The organism is Gloeocapsopsis crepidinum LEGE 06123 (genome assembly GCF_015207655.1).
Classification (GTDB): Bacteria; Cyanobacteriota; Cyanobacteriia; order Cyanobacteriales; family Chroococcidiopsidaceae; genus Gloeocapsopsis; species Gloeocapsopsis crepidinum.
In genome coordinates, this window is the sequence record NZ_JADEWN010000014.1 from 1 (window position 1) to 18084 (window position 18084).

Below are 18084 nucleotides of genomic sequence, written 5' to 3' on the forward strand. Positions count from 1 at the left end.
CCCCAACTACTGCATTCAGGGTTGATCTTCTCATTGCCACTGCACTCGATTTAATTAATCCCGTGCATTTGAAAAACTGGTTTACTCACTGTTGCTACTGTGCCTCATAAAACTGCAATAGGCTGTAAGCATCTCATTACAACAAAATCATGACTCAAATTGACATTATTAAAGAATGCCAAATCTGCTCTGAAGTTTCTCAAGCTAATGGTGAAGATCTAATCGGTTCAGCTGGCAACTATGACCATTTTCTCTTTGTGGAAATGGCAGAACCCTGGGCGAGAAATTTCGTTTATGAACATCCCCAGCTTGGTGCAATCTATGCAATGGCGGAAGATTTATCTCAAGAGCAAGTGAGTATCAGAGTGATGGCGATCGCACCCGATTACAAAACATCCAATCAAACTCGCGTATTGCACTATCAACGTCCCACTCAGAAATTTGCCAGATTTGAGAAACGGGAATTTTTGATTCCTCATGAAGAGATGATGTCATTGGCGATCGCGCTTTTGAAACAATCTGATGAATTATCTCAGTTTAATGCTTACCGACAACAAACTGGTCACATTCGAGACATGATGCTCTGTACGCATGGCAGCTACGATCTTGCCTGCGGTCGGTTTGGCTATCCGCTTTATCGCCAGATGCGTTCTGAATATGCAGCTAATTGTGACCAATTGCGAGTATGGCGATGCACTCATCTTGGTCCGCATAACTTTGCGCCTCTGCTTGTTGATTTTCCAGAAGGACGCTACTGGGGACGCCTGAAATCTGAAATTTTACCTCTGTTAGTACAGCGCAATGGTTCAGTTGCTGAACTTTATCATTTCTATGTTGGTTGGGCTGGATTAGGATGGGCTGAACAAATCGTTGAACGCGAGGTCTGGATGCAAGAAGGCTGGGACTGGATTAATTACCACAAGACTGGACAAACACTAGCGATCGACCCTTCCGATGAAGATTATCCTAACTGGGCAGAGGTTCGTATCGACTTTACCTCACCGGATGGCACAATATCAGGTGCTTACGAAGCCCGCATTGAAGCGAATCGGACAGTTAAAACGATGTGGACTTCAGGCAAAGATCAACCCCTGTGGGAAGTGAAGCAGTATCATGTTAGTCGCTTAGATAAAGTTGTTTAGTTACAACTTATAAGTTGACGAGAAAGTGTAAGTCCGCCAATGTCACAAAAATGACATACCACTAAACACGATCAAGACGTGAATTGTAGCGATCGCCTTGTCTTTATCTGAATGAAAAACTCTGTTTCTATTTGGCAACTTCTCTGGCGGATGATTCTTTATGCGCCAAGACTTTATTCAGCAGACACTATACTGTGGCTGTTCATCATGGGATTACCCGCGATTCCAGGCTTACTTGTCCGCGAGTTTTTTGATACTCTCACTAATAACTCACAACTCAACTTATCTCCTCAAACACTGATTGCATTCTTATTAGCAACAGGGTTAGCGAGAATTGTGGCAATTTTTTCAGGTCGCGTGACCAAAACTCAGCATCGGTTTACGATGAGTTCTCTGCTACGCCACAATCTTTTAGCACAATTGTTGCAACGTCCAGGGGCACAACCTTTAAGTACAGATCGTGAAGTTGATACAGTATCTCCTGGAGAAGTATTGAGTTATTTCCGCGAAGATGCTGCCCAAGTTGAAGATAACGTCGTTGGGACTAATGAAATTTTAGGCGAAGGAGTTTTCGCACTGATCGCATTGGTGATTCTTTTAAGCGTCAATGTGTGGTTAACTTTGTTTGTGTTTTTGCCATTAGTCGCGATCGCTATTGTTATTCAACGCGCTGAAACCCGTATTAAACGCTATCGCCGTGCAAGTCGCCAAGCAACGCAAAACGTGACAGGATTAATTGGTGAAATCTTCAGTTCAGTGCAAGCAATTCAAGTTGCAGGTGCTGAACAACCTGTACTAGCAAAGTTTCGGCAACTCAATCAACAACGGCAGCGCTTAATGGTGCAGGATCAAGTGTTTACCGCCATCCTGAATTCAATTTTACAGAATCTTGTCAGCCTCGGCATAGGGTTAATCTTGCTAGTGAGTGCGCTATCAAGAAGTGCAATCGAAATTAGTGTTGGAGACTTCGCGCTGTTTGTTTACTATCTGTCATTTGTCACTGAGTTTATTAGTTCTTTAGGAAGTTTTCTGGCACTATCCAAGCAAACCAAAGTATCTTTTGAGCGCATGGGTTCATTGGTACAAGACGATGGCGTACTTGCTGCAACTAATCTCGTTACACCTCAACCGTTGTATTTAGATAATCTCTGGGGACAAAAGCCCAAGCTACCGTTAGTTGTGCAACCTTACCGCGATGAGCAGAGTTATCTTAATGAGTTGAAGGCAGTTAATTTAACATACTTCTACCCTGGGACAAATCGGGGAGTTGTTGATATTAATTTAACAATACAACGCGGTAGTATTACTGTAATTACAGGTCGCATTGGTGCTGGCAAAACGACACTACTACGCGTACTACTTGGGTTATTACCTAAACAAGCTGGCACAATTTATTGGAATGGAAAGCTCGTTACAGACCCTGCTAATTTTTTTGTACCCCCTCGAAGTGCTTATACACCACAAGTTCCGCAGTTATTTAGCGGTACTCTCAAGGAAAATATCACGCTGGGATTACAACAAGAAAACATAGAACAAGCGATCGCTCTAGCAGCCTTTGACCGCGATCTTGCTACCATGCCTGAAGGGGTAGAAACTGTCATTGGAACCAAAGGAATGCGACTTTCTGGAGGACAGTTACAACGCGCAGCAGCAGCACGGATGTTTGTTCATCAACCAGAGTTACTCGTCTTTGACGATCTTTCCAGTGCGCTTGATATAGAAACTGAACAACTTGTCTGGTCGCGTTTATTTACTACGAGTACTCAAGATAAAATAGCAAAATCCACTTGGCAACCCACTTGTCTTGCAGTTTCGCACCGTCATGCTGTCCTCCGCCGTGCTGACAATATTATTGTCCTTGCAGCAGGTAGAATCATCGCAGAGGGAAGCTTTGATGAGATTAAGTCTTTTATTAAAGAGGGGTGAGGAATGAGTGGAAGATTAGGAGAGTGGGAGTGCAAGAGTGTGGGAGAGATTTAATTATTATTGTTCTTTACTACCCTACTACCCGCCTACCCGCCTACCCACCTACCCTGCTCCTCTGCTAAGCTTGATCCAACCGCAGTACCGCCATAAACGCCTCTTGTGGTACATCTACAGTACCGACAGCTTTCATGCGCTTTTTACCTTTCGCTTGCTTCTGTAAGAGCTTTTTCTTACGGCTGATGTCACCACCGTAGCACTTCGCAAGTACATCTTTGCGCAAAGCAGGGATATGTTCGCTGGCAATTACTTTACTACCGATCGCTGCTTGAATTGGTACTTTAAATTGATGGCGAGGAATAAGTTCTTTGAGTTTTTCTGCCATTGCCCGTCCCACATTGTAGGCTTTGTCACGATGCACAATCATGGCGAGCGAATCAACAGGATCGCTGTTGATCATAATATCAAGTTTGACCAATGGGTTTTCGCGGTAGCCAATAAGTTGATACTCCATGCTGGCATAACCGCGCGATCGCGACTTCATCTGATCGAAAAAGTCAGTAACGACTTCTGCGAGTGGTAACTCGTACGTTAGTGTCGTGCGCCCTTGTGTCAAGTACTTCATATCTTTAAAGATACCGCGCCGATTTTGACACAATTCCATCAAAGTCCCAACATAGGTTTCTGGGGTAATCATGTCTACTTGGACATACGGTTCTTCAATTTTTTCGCGCTCGTTGGGTGCAGGTAACGTACTAGGGTTATCAATATACAGCACCTCACCCTTGACAGTTGTGACGCGGTAAACCACAGAAGGGGCGGTAATAATCAGATCGAGATTATACTCGCGCTCTAAGCGTTCTTGCACAATTTCCATGTGCAGTAATCCCAAAAAGCCGCAACGGAAGCCAAAACCCATTGCACTAGAAGTTTCCGGTTCAAAATTTAAAGCTGCGTCGTTGAGTTTCAGCTTATCTAACGCATCGCGCAAATCTTCAAACTGATCGGCATCGATGGGAAACATCCCACAGAAAACCATTGGCTTGGCTTCGGTGTAACCTGGTAATGGTTCTGCCGCTGGTTGCGGTGCTAAGGTGATTGTGTCGCCTACCCGTGCATCTGCGACTGCTTTAATTGCGGCGGCAAGATACCCTACTTCCCCTGCATGAAGTTCGTCAACTTGTTTTTGAGTCGGAGAAAGAACGCCTAATTCGTCAATTTCGTATTCTTTTCGTGACGCCATTAGACGAATGCGATCGCCTTTTTTGACCGTACCATCCATCACGCGGAAATAAACAATCACGCCTCGGTAACTGTCGTAGTAGCTATCAAAAATCAACGCGCGTAAAGGATCTTTAACAGTATCTCTTGGTGGTGGCACCCGCTGGACAATTGCCTCTAAAATTTCCTCAATACCAATGCCTTCTTTTGCAGAAGCCAGAATTGCCCCACTACAATCAAGCCCAATAATTTCTTCAATTTCCCCAGCAACTCGGTTGGGTTCGGCTCCTGGTAAGTCTATTTTATTTAAAACGGGGATAATTTCTAGATTATGCTCTAGTGCTAGGTAAACATTGGCTAAAGTTTGGGCTTCTACCCCTTGAGAAGCATCTACTACAAGTAACGCACCTTCACACGCCGCTAAACTGCGAGATACTTCATAAGAAAAGTCAACGTGTCCTGGAGTGTCAATCAGATTTAAGACATAATTTTGACCATCGTGAGCTTGATAGTTCATTCGAGCCGCTTGCAACTTAATTGTAATGCCGCGCTCCCGTTCTAAGTCCATGTTGTCGAGAAACTGCTCTTTCATTTGCCGGACTTCTACTGTACCAGTGGTTTGCAGTAAGCGATCGGCAAGGGTAGATTTCCCATGGTCGATGTGAGCAATAATAGAGAAATTACGAATGCGCTCTGCGGGGACGTCAGTCATATTTTTTAATTTAGCGGCAAGCGATATTGTTAAGAAATAGGAATCTTTAACGCATTTTAAACTTTTTTGAACTAAGACGCTGCTATTGTACTGCAGGCAATTGATTTTGGTTCACTCCTCCATCTACGTGCATATTTGTATGGTAACTGTTATGGATTGGGTATATGTAGTAGTAGAGGTCAGGGGTCAGAGGTCAGGGTTAAATGCTTTTGAGGCAACGACTCTAAGCTTTTAAAATCTCTTAATCATATTGCTCACTGCCATAAACGATAGAAGCTATATTCTGCACTTTATCAGCCTGAAGCATGAATCTGTATGTTTGCTTTTGAGTATTCTTCATTGAGGGGCGTACAATGGACATTAGCGGGTGGATCTTCTTTTGAATCTGACATGACTTTCGGACTAATCAACGCCATCGCAAGTAAAGTTCTTTGTTTTCAACTTTTGATCAATGCTTATGAATGAAAATGCTATCGAATCAGAAAGCTTAACCGACAAAGTAGAAATTGCCATCCATTTAGACCCAGAATTAGTCAAGCAAATTCAGCACTTAACAAACGATCCTAGTAAGGTGATTGAGGTGGCAATTCGACAATGGCTGCGGGGCGAAACCCAACGTGATGATGAACTCAGCCGGACTTTCAGACGTACCCCTGTACCACCTCGGGGTGAATGGAACGATTAAAGCTTCACAACAAACGAGTGAAACAAAATCAGCTCCAGCATGGCAAGAGTGGATTAACGACTTTTGCCAAACAGTTTTTCTTTAAGCATCAATATTGTCCTAATTTCCTCAAATTTGTGCCAAACTCAAAACAATTATTGACATAGCGATATTGCTTGCCACTTGTATAATTAGCGCCTGTAATGAGTGTTAACACCAATTATTCCCAACCGTCATCTGTCTCCAACAATCTAGGATCGCTCGACAGGAGCTTTTCGACTTCGCTATCAGCACTAGGTGCAGAGTTAGCTTTTATACAAGATGTCGAGGGTTGTTATTTGTCTTTTTATTGGCAACAAGCAGAAAAGGAATTCGCCCAACAAACAACAGGAACTCTTGAAGAATTTTTTACTCCGGTAGAGCAGAAGACTTATCAAGCCAAAATTCAGCAAATCTTGCAAAGTCAAGTTCCTGAGCAATGCCATTTGTTGTTTCGTTGTGGACAGAAGCTATTTTATTTAGATGTTATCATTGCTCCTGTATTTGCAGCTAATACTCAGGCGAAAACAGTTTTAGTCATGGGGCGATCGCGGGAAACATTACAACAGGTAGAAACTGCGAATTCCTCCATGACGACATCTTCTGAATTCAAAAAACTGTTGACACAAATTGCCCGCAATATTCGTCGGACGCTAGATTTAGATATTATTTGGCAGCAAGCAGTTGATAGCTTAGGCAAAGCCCTTGGAGCAACTCAATGCACTATCTATTCTTATCTACCAGAACAAGGCTACCTACGTGCAGTTGCAGAATACGTTTCTGAGCCGACTCCTTCAATGTTAGGATTAGAGGTTTTGACCGCGCAAGAACCGAGTTTTCGGCAAGCACTGACAACTTTACAACCCATCGTTATTGAGAAGACGAATCAGCTTACCCGCACTCAACAGACACAATTGATTGTTGCTACCTGTTATCAAGATCAACCGAATAGCTTAATTAGCTTACTGTACAACAATCAGCACGAGCAAGATTGTCCGCGACAGTGGAACGTCACTGAAATAGAACTTGTCGGAGAATTAGCAGATCAAATTGGCACAGCGATCGCTCATGCTACTCTCTACAAAGAACTCGAACAAGCAAGACAGCAAGCCGAAGAAGCTTCCCGCCTTAAAAGCGAGTTTCTTGCTAATACCTCTCACGAGATCCGCACGCCTCTCAACGGCATGATCGGCTTTTTAAAGCTAATTCTAGAGGGGATGGCAGACGATCCTCAAGAGCAGCAAGAATTTATCCAAGAGGCATATCGTTCGGCAATTCATTTGCTCGATATCATCAACGATATCTTGGATATTGCCAAAATTGAAGCAGGTAAAATGGAGCTAGAATTAGGACCTGTCAAGCTTGATGAACTCTTTGTTGCTGTAGAAGACTTTACCAGAGCGCAAGCTGAACAGAAAAACTTGAGCTTCCATATTTATCAGCCCGATACCTCAGATGAAATCATCTTGCACGGTAATTATCAACGATTGAAGCAAGTGCTACTCAACTTAGTCAGCAACGCACTGAAATTTACCCACGAAGGCGGAATTACAATTAGTGCTGATATTGTCCGCAAAAAGTTTACTTTTCAAAATCAGGAATTTCCAGGAATAGTGAAAGTCCGCGTTGCTGATACAGGAATTGGTGTCTCACTAGACAAACAAGACAAACTCTTTCAATCTTTTAGCCAAGTTGATGGTTCGCGCACAAGACAGTATGGTGGTACTGGTTTGGGACTAACGATTTCTCAGAAGCTAGTAGAAGCAATGGGAGGGACAGTCAACTTTTACAGTATGGGTGAAGGACTCGGTTCTACAGTGACATTCACTGTACCGCTGTATCAAGAACCAGTCATGGTATCGACGCCAGCAGAATCTTTTGAGGCGTAGTGACAAACTATTGACTATCCTGGGAACGAGACAAATGCATTGATTGTTTAGAATTATGAGCAGCAAGTATCGAATTCAAAGGCTGTGCAGTTGAATCACTGATAGAAGGTTGATTTACGGGATTCATTAATGATTGATCGCGTGTTAGCCAGCGTAATCCGCCAAATTTATCATAGTTAGAAGCGATCGCCAAAAATGCTCCGCCTAAAATATAAATGGGTAAAGGAAAAGAAAATTGTTTTGCCCATTGGAACAATTCAGCAAGGGCAAATAGTAGGAAAAAACAAGCTAGCCAGACCTTCATAGTTCGCACTCGAACGGTTGAACTTCAATTTTGGTATCAATACATAGCAGGATACTTGATGTTTCACAAAAAAACTATTGTTAAGTTATTTTAAAGTCGGTTAATTACTTATGATTCAAGTGACTAGTGACTAGCGATCAGCAACTAGCCACTAGCGTGCTGGGAACCTTAGATGAGTATGGAGAGATTAGTGGAAGCGATCGCACCGGAAGTTAAACAGCGTGTTGAGGAACTACGGCAGCTCGTACAAAAAGCAAGCTATGCCTATTACGTGTTGGACGATCCTATCATGGAGGATTCAGTCTACGATCAACTCTACCGCGAATTACAACAGCTAGAAACGCAGTACCCTGAATTAATTACATCTGATAGCCCAACACAGCGCGTCGGCGAAAAACCAGCAACGCAATTTTCCTCAGTACGTCATAATGTACCTCTCTACAGTCTTGAAAATGCGTTCAACATTGATGAATTAAAGACTTGGCAAGAACGCTGGAAACGTCATGCACTCAAGGAGGTAGAATCTGCAGAATACGTCTGTGAACTGAAAATTGATGGTTCTGCTTTAGCTTTAACCTATGAAAACGGTGTTCTGGTACGCGGTGCAACACGCGGTGATGGCGTTACAGGAGAAGACATTACCCAAAACGTACGAACTATTCGCTCGATTCCCTTACGCTTGAATTTAGCAAATCCTCCGAGTCGTGTAGAAGTTCGGGGAGAGGCTTTTTTACCTTTAGAAGTATTTCAACGAATGAATCAAGAACGACGCGATGCAGGAGAACAGCTATTTGCTAATCCTCGTAATGCAGCAGCAGGCACTTTACGTCAACTCGATTCGCGAATCGTAGCACAACGGCGGCTTGATTTTTTTGCTTATACACTGCATATTCCAGGGATGGATGACGCTAGTATTGCACGAACACAATGGGATGCACTTGAATTGTTGCAGAATATGGGTTTTCGCGTCAATCCCAATCGAAAACTATGTCCTACGTTAGAGGAAGTTGCAGCATATTATGAAGATTGGGATACTGAGCGATTGAATTTGTCTTACCTCACAGATGGTGTCGTTGTCAAAATTAACTTGTTTGCCTTACAAGAACAATTAGGCTTTACTCAAAAGTTTCCGCGTTGGGCGATCGCCCTCAAATATCCTGCCCAAGAAGCACCTACCCGTGTCGAAAATATCGCTGTTAATGTGGGAAGAACAGGGGCATTAACACCACTCGCCCAGATGCGCCCTGTAGAGTTAGCAGGAACTACAGTCTCGCGAGCAACATTACATAATAGCGATCGCGTCACGCAACTTGATATTCGCGTTGGTGATACAGTGATTGTCCGCAAAGCTGGAGAAATTATTCCTGAAGTCGTGCGAGTATTAACTGAACTGCGTCCTGCTGATGCCCAACCTTTCCAAATGCCAACGCATTGTCCGGTATGCACTCAACCGGTCATTCGTCCTGAAGGTGAAGCTGTAACGCGCTGTGTAAATGCTTCGTGTCCCGCAATTCTTAAAGGGGCAATTGAACACTGGGTAAGCCGCGATGCTATGGATATTACCGGTATGGGCGAAAAGTTGGTGCAACAATTAGTTCATCGAGAATTAGTACATTCAGTTGCAGATTTGTACGACTTAACCGCGACACAGTTGCAAGCGCTAGAACGTATGGGCAAAAAATCTGCAGAAAAATTATTACAGGCGATCGCTCAATCTAAAACACAACCTTGGTCAAGGGTATTATATGGATTAGGCATTCGTCATGTTGGTAGTGTGAATGCGCAGACTTTAACTCAACACTTTCCCACAGTAGACAAGTTAGCCACTGCTACCCCAGAAGATATTGCCGCAGTATATGGCATTGGCGCAGAAATTGCCCAATCAGTGCATCAGTGGTTCCGTATTCCAGCCAATCAAGCTTTAATTGAAAGACTGCAAGCTGCAGAGTTACAATTAGCACAAAAAGATACAATACCAGTAACCGAAGTTAAGACTTCAGTAAGTGGTAAAACATTTGTCATCACTGGTACACTACCAACTTTAAAGCGTGATGAAGCTAAAGCATTAATTCAAAATGCTGGTGGTAAAGTAACAGAGTCTGTGAGCAAAAAAACTGATTATGTGGTTGTTGGAGAAGCCGCAGGTTCTAAGTTAGAGAAAGCGCAACAATTAAATATTACTTGTTTATCTGAGGCAGAATTTTTGGAATTACTGTCTTGAATCAAGATATTTTCTGTAATTTTTAGCAGGCAAATATAAGAATGATTTCCTCAATAAAGTCTACTCAACTACCATTACTAGCAGAAACAATTGATGGATTACCTAATATTTCTGGCTGGGAAAATGAAGTTGCAGCAGTAGTACAGCATCAAGAACCGATTTTTTTACCAACAACGAACATTCGATTAGAGGAAGTCCAAGCAGCTTTTGCGATCGCACTGCATATGCATCAGCCTACTATCCCTGCTGGAGTTGATGGAAAACTCATAAGCAACCTGCAATATATGTTTGAACATCCTCAAGAAGGTGATAATCACAATGCAGGTCCTTTTAGCTACTGTTATAGCCGCATGGCTGATTTTATCCCTGAATTAGTCAGTCAAGGGCGCAATCCGCGTGTCATGTTAGATTACTCTGGCAATTTGTTGTGGGGCTTGCAACAAATGGGGGGTGGCGATATTTTGGAGAATCTCAAACGCATTACATGCGATCGCGCTTACCAACCGTATGTCGAATGGCTAGGAACAATGTGGAGTCATAGCGTTGTTCCTTCAACTCCAATTCCTGATATTAAGTTGCATATTCAAGCTTGGCAACATCATTTTGCTGCAATTTTTGGTTGGGAAGCCTTAGCAAGAGTGAAAGGTTTTTCTCCTCCAGAAATGCACTTACCTAATCACCCTGATACACTGTATCAATTTATCAAAGCGCTTCTTGAATGCGGATATCGTTGGCTCATTGTTCAAGAGCATACTGTAGAAACATTAACTGGAGAACCACTGCAATTTAAACATCTTCCACATCGCTTGATTGCGCGTAATTCTAATGGTGAAACTTTAAGTATTACTGCATTAATTAAAACACAAGGCTCTGATACAAAATTAGTCGGGCAAATGCAACCTTACTACGAAGCAAAAACATTATCTCGGCAAAGTCTAGGTTCAGTTTCTATCCCCCCCCTGGTGACACAAATCGCAGATGGGGAGAATGGTGGCGTGATGATGAATGAATTTCCCTCAGCGTTTAAAAAAGTATGGTACGAGCAAGAAAGTAGCGTTGTTGGATTAACTGGTACAGAATATTTAGAACTAATTGCGGCTGCTGGTTGTCAACCTGAAAATTATCCAACGTGTCAAGCTGCAGGTCAACATCAAATTTGGCAAAGAGTGCAAGATAACTTAAATCCTGATAACGTAGCCAATGCCATTGACGAGATTAAGCGAGCTAACCCAAACTTTCACATTGATGGAGCTTCTTGGACAAATCATATCAGTTGGGTAGCAGGATACGAAAATGTTTTGAGTCCAATGAATCAATTGAGTGCTTTATTTCATGAAAAAGTTGATAGCACAGATGTAGATACAAAACAGCCACAATATCGTCAAGCTTTATTACATAACTTACTTTTGCAAACAAGCTGTTTCCGCTACTGGGGACAAGGAACTTGGACAGATTATGCTCGAACAATTTACAATCAAGGAACATCAGTAATCAATACCAATTTTTAGTTTGATAGATTGTTAAGTAAGTGGGGGAAATTACGCATAACATTCCTAAATCGTTCGTAAGGCTCTTTTTTCTCTTCTCTTTGCTACTGTGCATCTACCCTACAGGAAGACTAATTTAATGTAGTTATTTTCCAAAAAATACAACTCAATTAGAGTGCTATGCCAGACTTTTTAATGTTAGTTTTTGGTTAATAATTGATAGAAAATTATGATTTGAAAAAGCTCGAAACTTAAATAATTTCTAATTTTACTGATATAGATTCAAAACCCAACATTTAGAACTCTTGATGTGCTTTCAATTTATGTTTATTGTCACTCATTTTTATTGCTAATTACTTATAGTTAAATTCGTTTGTAAGTATTTATAGATAGATATGAATTGGCGTCAATTTTTAGTAAGTGCGAAAACACGCATTTTAGCTTGGCTAGCTGTCTTAATGATATTCTCTGTCATTGCTTCTGTCTTAACCATTCGCCATATTCTTTATACTTTATTAGAACAACGAGTTGAAGCCTCGCTTTTACAAGAGGTGGAAGAAGTTAATCGATTAGTTGATGGAAGAAACCCAGTTACAGGAGATCTTTTTGGTGATGATGTAGCAGCGATTTTGCGAGTTTTTTTATCTCGTAATGTTCCAGACGATAATGAATACTTGATTGCGATAATAGACAGAGAGATTTATCAGACAAGTCCTGTTACTATTCCAGATGTTTTGTACAAGGAATTAGAGTCAACTCGTTATTTTTTAAATCTAAATCGTCCTAAGCAAAATAGATTAGTAACTTCTTCAGGCACGTTTGTTTATTTAGCTCAACCAATCGTCATCAATGGAGGAAAACAGCAAGGTGTATTTGTTGTAGCTAACTTGATTACAAATGAGCAACAAGAGGTAAATCAAGCTGTTTTTGTAGCAGCAATAGTGATTATTATTGTACTTTTTGTTGCTTTGTTTTTGGCATGGATGATTACCGGAAAAGTTTTAGCTCCATTAAAAATACTAACTGAAACTGCTCGCTCAATTACTGATTTCGATCAAAATTTAAGTCAGCGAATTCCAGTTAAAGGAGAAGATGAAATTGCCGAATTAACGATGACTTTCAATGAAATGCTCGATCGGCTTGAGGCTTCTTTTACTAGCCAAAGGGATTTTATTAACGATGCTAGTCATGAGTTACAGACTCCTTTGACAATTATTCAAGGAAATTTAGAACTCTTAAGCGATCGCCCACAAGAACAGCACGAAACACTAGCATTAGTCAGTGATGAACTAAACCGTATGAGTCGGTTTGTTGGGGACTTACTCTTACTTGCAAGAGCAGAAAGACTAGATTTTTTGAATGTAGAGTTAGTAGATGTTCAAAAATTTGTAGAAGAAGTTTATGCAAAAGCAATTGCGTTAGCTAAGCGAAATTGGCATTTAGAAGCAAAAACCTCGATCCGCATTGTTGCAGATCGTCAGCGGCTAACTCAAGTTATGATGAATTTAATTAGAAATGCTGTCGAACATACTACAGAGGACGGTTTAATTGAAATTGGAGTATCGCTAGTTGGCGATCGCACTCATTTCTGGGTTCGCGATACAGGAGTTGGTATCAATCTTGCAGATCAAGAACGTATTCTTAAGCGGTTTGCTCGTGCTACTCATAGTAGAAGGCGTTCTGAAGGAGCTGGGTTAGGATTATCTATTGTAGAGGCGATCGCTAAAGCACATGGAGGTTACGTAAAACTACACAGTTACCCAGGTGTTGGTTCCACCTTTACCGTTGTTATCCCACTCGAACCGCCCCAAGAAGTCGTATCAAATGAACCGTATTCTCATCGCCGAAGATGAACCGCGAATTTCTGCCTTTCTTAAGAAAGGTTTAGAAGCTAACGGATTTGCAACCACTGTTGTAGAAGATGGTAACGGAGCAGCGTATCTAGCTCGCAGCCAAGATTTTGATGTCATGCTACTCGATCTAGTGCTTCCTGGAAAACATGGCTTAAAAGTGCTAGAAGAAATTCGCGATCGCGGCGAACAGCTACCTATTATAATTTTGACAGCTTTTGATGATGTCCAAGATAAAGTCGCCGGACTTGAAGCTGGTGCCGATGACTATATCACAAAGCCGTTTCGTCTCGAAGAACTGATCGCGCGGGTTAGGGTGCAGTTGCGTAAAACTCACTCGCCACAAAAAGAGGAAATGCTACTGCAGGTTGGCAATATTGTGCTTGACTTGCGCAAACGTCAGGTGCAAGTTGCAAAGCGCCTCGTTGAGTTACCCATCCGAGAGTTTACGTTGCTAGAGATGTTGATGCGTCATCCAGGAGAAGTCATCAGTCGCGAAGATTTACTCAATCATGTTTGGGGCTATGACTACGAGCCTAATTCAAATATTGTTGATGTTTATATCGGCTATCTCCGTAAAAAGCTCGGTAACAAATTGATTGAAACCGTTAGAGGAATTGGGTATCGTTTACGAGAATGAGAGCTTTCTCATCTTTTCTCATCAATATTTCATGCAAAATTAGATACATGAAAGTTATTCTTAATGTGATCTTAAACAGCAAATAATCTTTTTTTAAAGTTGATGACTCGAGTAAGGATAAGTCTCACAAAACATCTTCCCTGACTTGGTTTCAGGTTGGTAGATGCATTTGACATAAACGCTTCAAGCTCTCATGTGGGGGAGGAACAGTTATGAGAATGTCACCTAAGAATAACCGGAAGCGACAGTGGGATAACTATACTATCGGTTCCATCAACAAAGGAATTACGATAAACACCGTAGCTACTATCAAGGAAGGTTGTCGGTTAATACCGCTGCAACGCCAAAATTACGACAATCAGCAGGACAATAGCACGAATACACGAAAGCTACACATTGCGCTTTATTCGCATGACACAATGGGTCTTGGTCACAAGTGCCGTAACTTGCTTATTGCCCAAACTCTCGCAAAATCCTCATTGCAAGCGTCAATTTTGTTGATTACTGGGATGGGAGAAGCTAGTACCTTTGATATTCCCCCAGGAATCGATTATTTATCACTTCCAGCACTGCGCAAGCAGGTAGATGGCAAGTATCAGTCACGACGGATAGAATTGCCATTACAAGATATCATTGCATTGCGCTCTCAAACGATTCGGGCGGCACTCGCAGCATTTAAGCCGGATGTCTTTATTGTAGATAATGTCCCACGAGGTGCAGTTGGTGAACTGAATTCTGCTTTAGAGTATCTCAAAAGTAGGGAACAGACACACTGCGTACTAGGGTTACGTGATGTTCTAGATGCTCCAGCAATAGTACACCGCGAATGGCAACGCGCTGCCAACGAAGAAGCTATTTGTAAATATTATGATGCAGTGTGGGTTTACGGAGATCCAACTGTTTACGATCCTGTACACGAGTACAACTTTTCTCCTGAAGTTGCCAAAAAAGTTCGCTACACAGGCTATTTTGACCAACGTCAACGCCTTCAGTTTAATCAATCTCAGACTGATGAATTACTCGCAAGTCTAGAATTACCACCTGGTCGTTTGGCACTCTGTTTGGTAGGAGGTGGGCAAGATGGAGCTTATCTTGCCAAAGCCTTTGTCAATGCAATATTACCTCCCAACACAAATGGCATCATTGTCACAGGACCTTTTATGCCGCAACAAGTACGGCAACAACTACATCAGAAAGCACAAATGTGTCCGCGACTGCGAGTATTAGATGTCGCTGAACCAACTCAACTACTACATCATGCAGATTGTGTCGTTGCGATGGGTGGGTATAACACGACTTGTGAGTTGCTATCTTTTGGTAAGCGATCGCTCATCGTCCCGCGAGTTCAGCCTCGGACTGAACAACTGATTCGAGCACAACGCCTTTACGAGCTAGGTTTGACCGACTTACTTCATCCCAACGATGTCAATCCTCAAGCGATCGCCGCATGGCTGGCACAACATCAGCAACCGCAGCCAAAACAATCGGTCGATCTCAATGGTCTAGAGCGCTTGCCATATTTATTAAGTGAGCTAGTGACGCGCTCTTCAGAGGCACAAAGCCGAGCTTCGTAACAGGAGAATCAATTTAATATGTCTTTAAATGATACTTTTAAGGTAGGGTACGTATTAAAGCGGTATCCTCGTTATTCTGAAACTTTTGTTGTCTCAGAAATCTTAGCACATGAAGCTGCCGGACTAGCAATCGAAATTCTTGCTTTACGCCCTCCGGTAGATGCATATTTTCAAAACATTATATCTGAAGTAAGAGCACCTGTAAAGTATTTGTTATCGCACGATCTGCGGGGCAGTACTTTATGGGCAGTGTTAGAACAAGCAAGCGCCGTTTTACCAGATTTATGGAGCAAACTTGCGATCGCGCGGGGCGAAGATGTTCATGACGTACATCAGGCGATTATGCTTGCCTGTGAAGCGCGGACTAGAGGAATTGCACATCTACACGCACATTTTGGCACTTCAGCAACAACAGTAGCGCGACTTGCTAGTCATTTTGCGGAAATTCCTTATACATTCACAGCGCACGCCAAAGATATCTTTCATGAGAGCGTACAACCAGATGATGTGGAACGCAAGCTCAGCGATGCGGCAGCAGTTGTCACAATCAGCGATTATAATCTCAACTATTTAAACGAAACCTACGGACAAGCAGCAGCAAAAGTTCAACGGATATACAACGGTTTGGATTTAAATCAATTTACCTATGCATCGCCTCAAAATCGCCCACTGCGGATTATTGCCATTGGGAGATTGATTGAGAAAAAAGGATTTACCTATTTAATTGAAGCCTGCGATCTTCTGCGTAGTCGTGGTTATGAGTTTGAGTGTCATATCGTTGGTGCAGGAGATTTAAGAGAAAACTTATCCGCACAAATTGAAGCCTTAAATCTGCAATCTTATGTAGAATTAATCGGTCCTCGTCCGCAGAGTGAAATCATCGATATTGTGCAATCGGCTGCGGTGTTAGCTGCGCCTTGTGTTGTTGGTACAGACAGTAACCGTGACGGCATACCAACTGTATTACTCGAAGCAATGGCTTTAGGTACGCCTTGTATTTCTACAGACGTTACAGGGATTCCCGAAGTACTGCGGCATCAAGAAACAGGATTGATGGTAGCGCAACATGATGCGATCGCACTTGCCAAGGCACTAGAAAAGTTACTCACTGACGCTCAATTGCGCGTACAACTAGCCACCCAAGCACGGAAATTAATCGAGGCAAATTTTGATATTCACTGCAATGCTGCACATTTACGCACAATTTTTCGGGCAGCACCCGTTGAAGCAATGCAGGAGGTAGGATAATGCGAATTGCTTATGTTTGTGCCGATCCAGGAGTTCCTGTATTTGGTTGTAAAGGTTGCTCAATTCACGTTCAAGAAGTTATTCGAGCATTACTTAAACAAGGACATCAAGTCGAGTTATTTACAACGCGCTTAGGTGGAGAACCACCACAAGATTTAGCAAAAGTTACCGTTCATCAATTACCGAAGTTACCCAAAGGCGATCGCGCGCAACGCGAAACAGCAGCACTCTCAATAAACCTCGACCTACGTTTAGCCCTAGAAAACAGCAGTGAGTTTGACTTATTTTACGAACGTTACTCGCTGTGGAGTTTTACCGCAATGGAGTACGCCAATGCCGCAAAAATTCCAGGAATATTAGAAGTCAATGCACCATTAATTGAAGAACACGCGCAGCATCGGGGATTAGTGAACCATGAAGCCGCGTATGAAGTTGCACAGCGAGTTTTTGGCGCAGCCACCGCTTTGGTTGCAGTCTCGCAAGGAGTAGCGGATTATTTGGCAAGTTACCCTGTGGCACAAGGACGAATTCATGTTATCCCCAATGGTGTGAATCCTGACCGCTTTCCCGTCAATCTCAATCCATCACTTCCGACACCTAATGATGTCTTTACAGTAGGTTTTGTTGGAACAATGAAGCCGTGGCATGGTTTAGAGACGTTGATTGAAGCATTTAATATTTTATATGGTGCTGATAATACAACTCGGCTGTTGATTGTTGGAGATGGACCAACAAAAGACGAAGTACTACAAAACCTAGCAACTCGCCGTTTAACTCAAGCAGTCCACCTGACAGGCGCTGTTACCGCCGCACAAATTCCAGGATTACTTGCCTCAATGGATGTTGCAGTTGCACCTTATGTCCACCAGTCGCACTTTTACTTTTCGCCGTTGAAAGTTTATGAATATATGGCAGCAGGACTGCCCATTGTTGCCACTGATATTGGGCAAATCTCGCGCTTGCTTCAAAATCGCGTAAATGGACTTTTGTGTGCGCCAGGTGATGTATTACAGTTAGCTGCACTTCTTTATCAACTACGACTGCAACCAGAACTGCGATCGCGCTTAGGTCAGGCGGCAAGAAAGACTGTATTGGAAAATCATACGTGGGATGTCGTCGTGCAACAGACACTTCGTTTAGTGAGTTCTTCGGTTGTGGAGGTCAGTTAAT

At 42.5% G+C, this 18084-nt stretch carries 13 protein-coding genes; 11 read left to right on the plus strand and 2 right to left on the minus strand.

Going from position 1 to position 18084, the window contains the following annotated elements:
• Positions 1–149 precede the first annotated feature (149 nt).
• A complete protein-coding gene (locus IQ230_RS07800; RefSeq protein WP_193931460.1) occupies positions 150–1142 on the plus strand; it encodes a sucrase ferredoxin in 993 nt (330 codons plus the stop codon).
• A 111-nt stretch (positions 1143–1253) separates the two neighbouring features.
• Positions 1254–3068: an ABC transporter ATP-binding protein gene (locus IQ230_RS07805; protein ID WP_193931461.1), complete on the plus strand. Its 1815-nt coding sequence runs from the start codon at positions 1254–1256 to the stop codon at positions 3066–3068.
• A 118-nt stretch (positions 3069–3186) separates the two neighbouring features.
• On the opposite strand, the gene lepA is transcribed toward IQ230_RS07805, so the two are convergent.
• The gene (gene lepA, locus IQ230_RS07810; RefSeq protein WP_193931462.1) at positions 3187–4998 is read right to left on the minus strand and encodes a translation elongation factor 4; all 1812 of its coding nucleotides are present in this window, start codon (positions 4996–4998) and stop codon (positions 3187–3189) included.
• A gap of 457 nt (positions 4999–5455) precedes the next feature.
• On the opposite strand from lepA, the gene IQ230_RS07815 reads away from it, so the two are divergent.
• Together IQ230_RS07815 and IQ230_RS07820 are read left to right on the plus strand one after the other, a co-directional pair.
• The gene (locus IQ230_RS07815) at positions 5456–5683 is read left to right on the plus strand and encodes a hypothetical protein (RefSeq protein ID WP_099700732.1); all 228 of its coding nucleotides are present in this window, start codon (positions 5456–5458) and stop codon (positions 5681–5683) included.
• 182 nt (positions 5684–5865) lie between these two features.
• The gene (locus IQ230_RS07820; RefSeq protein WP_193931463.1) at positions 5866–7590 is read left to right on the plus strand and encodes a sensor histidine kinase; all 1725 of its coding nucleotides are present in this window, start codon (positions 5866–5868) and stop codon (positions 7588–7590) included.
• A 7-nt stretch (positions 7591–7597) separates the two neighbouring features.
• Here IQ230_RS07820 and IQ230_RS07825 read toward each other — a convergent pair whose 3' ends face one another.
• The gene (locus IQ230_RS07825) at positions 7598–7894 is read right to left on the minus strand and encodes a hypothetical protein (RefSeq protein WP_193931464.1); all 297 of its coding nucleotides are present in this window, start codon (positions 7892–7894) and stop codon (positions 7598–7600) included.
• 178 nt (positions 7895–8072) lie between these two features.
• Between IQ230_RS07825 and ligA the strand changes: the two genes are divergently transcribed.
• The 7 genes from ligA to IQ230_RS07860 all read left to right on the plus strand — a co-directional run bounded on the left by ligA (position 8073) and on the right by IQ230_RS07860 (position 18083).
• Positions 8073–10115: an NAD-dependent DNA ligase LigA gene (gene ligA / locus IQ230_RS07830; protein WP_228054682.1), complete on the plus strand. Its 2043-nt coding sequence runs from the start codon at positions 8073–8075 to the stop codon at positions 10113–10115.
• Positions 10116–10156: 41 nt separating this feature from the next.
• On the plus strand, positions 10157–11623 hold the full coding sequence (locus tag IQ230_RS07835) for a glycosyl hydrolase family 57 (RefSeq protein ID WP_193931465.1): 1467 nt from the start codon (positions 10157–10159) through the stop codon (positions 11621–11623).
• A gap of 374 nt (positions 11624–11997) precedes the next feature.
• A complete protein-coding gene (locus tag IQ230_RS07840; RefSeq protein ID WP_228054679.1) occupies positions 11998–13455 on the plus strand; it encodes a sensor histidine kinase in 1458 nt (485 codons plus the stop codon).
• The gene (locus IQ230_RS07845; protein WP_193931466.1) at positions 13427–14092 is read left to right on the plus strand and encodes a response regulator transcription factor; all 666 of its coding nucleotides are present in this window, start codon (positions 13427–13429) and stop codon (positions 14090–14092) included. Before IQ230_RS07840 ends, IQ230_RS07845 begins: the two co-directional genes overlap by 29 nt.
• 212 nt (positions 14093–14304) lie before the next feature.
• The gene (locus IQ230_RS07850; RefSeq protein ID WP_228054680.1) at positions 14305–15666 is read left to right on the plus strand and encodes a glycosyltransferase family protein; all 1362 of its coding nucleotides are present in this window, start codon (positions 14305–14307) and stop codon (positions 15664–15666) included.
• Positions 15667–15684: 18 nt separating this feature from the next.
• Positions 15685–16914, plus strand: coding sequence for a glycosyltransferase (locus tag IQ230_RS07855; protein WP_193931467.1), 1230 nt, complete (start codon positions 15685–15687; stop codon positions 16912–16914).
• A complete protein-coding gene (locus IQ230_RS07860) occupies positions 16914–18083 on the plus strand; it encodes a glycosyltransferase family 4 protein (protein ID WP_193931468.1) in 1170 nt (389 codons plus the stop codon). The genes IQ230_RS07855 and IQ230_RS07860 overlap by 1 nt, the downstream gene beginning before the upstream one ends.
• The last annotated feature ends 1 nt before the right edge of the window (position 18084 follow it).

Excerpts from the sequence above, each read along its gene's own strand:
- IQ230_RS07800 (WP_193931460.1), top strand. The coding sequence starts at position 150 with ATGACTCAAATTGACATTATTAAAGAATGCCAAATCTGCTCTGAAGTT.
- IQ230_RS07805 (WP_193931461.1), top strand. The coding sequence starts at position 1,254 with ATGAAAAACTCTGTTTCTATTTGGCAACTTCTCTGGCGGATGATTCTT.
- lepA (WP_193931462.1), bottom strand. The coding sequence starts at position 4,998 with ATGACTGACGTCCCCGCAGAGCGCATTCGTAATTTCTCTATTATTGCT.
- IQ230_RS07815 (WP_099700732.1), top strand. The coding sequence starts at position 5,456 with ATGAATGAAAATGCTATCGAATCAGAAAGCTTAACCGACAAAGTAGAA.
- IQ230_RS07820 (WP_193931463.1), top strand. The coding sequence starts at position 5,866 with ATGAGTGTTAACACCAATTATTCCCAACCGTCATCTGTCTCCAACAAT.
- IQ230_RS07825 (WP_193931464.1), bottom strand. The coding sequence starts at position 7,894 with ATGAAGGTCTGGCTAGCTTGTTTTTTCCTACTATTTGCCCTTGCTGAA.
- ligA (WP_228054682.1), top strand. The coding sequence starts at position 8,073 with ATGGAGAGATTAGTGGAAGCGATCGCACCGGAAGTTAAACAGCGTGTT.
- IQ230_RS07835 (WP_193931465.1), top strand. The coding sequence starts at position 10,157 with ATGATTTCCTCAATAAAGTCTACTCAACTACCATTACTAGCAGAAACA.
- IQ230_RS07840 (WP_228054679.1), top strand. The coding sequence starts at position 11,998 with ATGAATTGGCGTCAATTTTTAGTAAGTGCGAAAACACGCATTTTAGCT.
- IQ230_RS07845 (WP_193931466.1), top strand. The coding sequence starts at position 13,427 with ATGAACCGTATTCTCATCGCCGAAGATGAACCGCGAATTTCTGCCTTT.
- IQ230_RS07850 (WP_228054680.1), top strand. The coding sequence starts at position 14,305 with ATGAGAATGTCACCTAAGAATAACCGGAAGCGACAGTGGGATAACTAT.
- IQ230_RS07855 (WP_193931467.1), top strand. The coding sequence starts at position 15,685 with ATGTCTTTAAATGATACTTTTAAGGTAGGGTACGTATTAAAGCGGTAT.
- IQ230_RS07860 (WP_193931468.1), top strand. The coding sequence starts at position 16,914 with ATGCGAATTGCTTATGTTTGTGCCGATCCAGGAGTTCCTGTATTTGGT.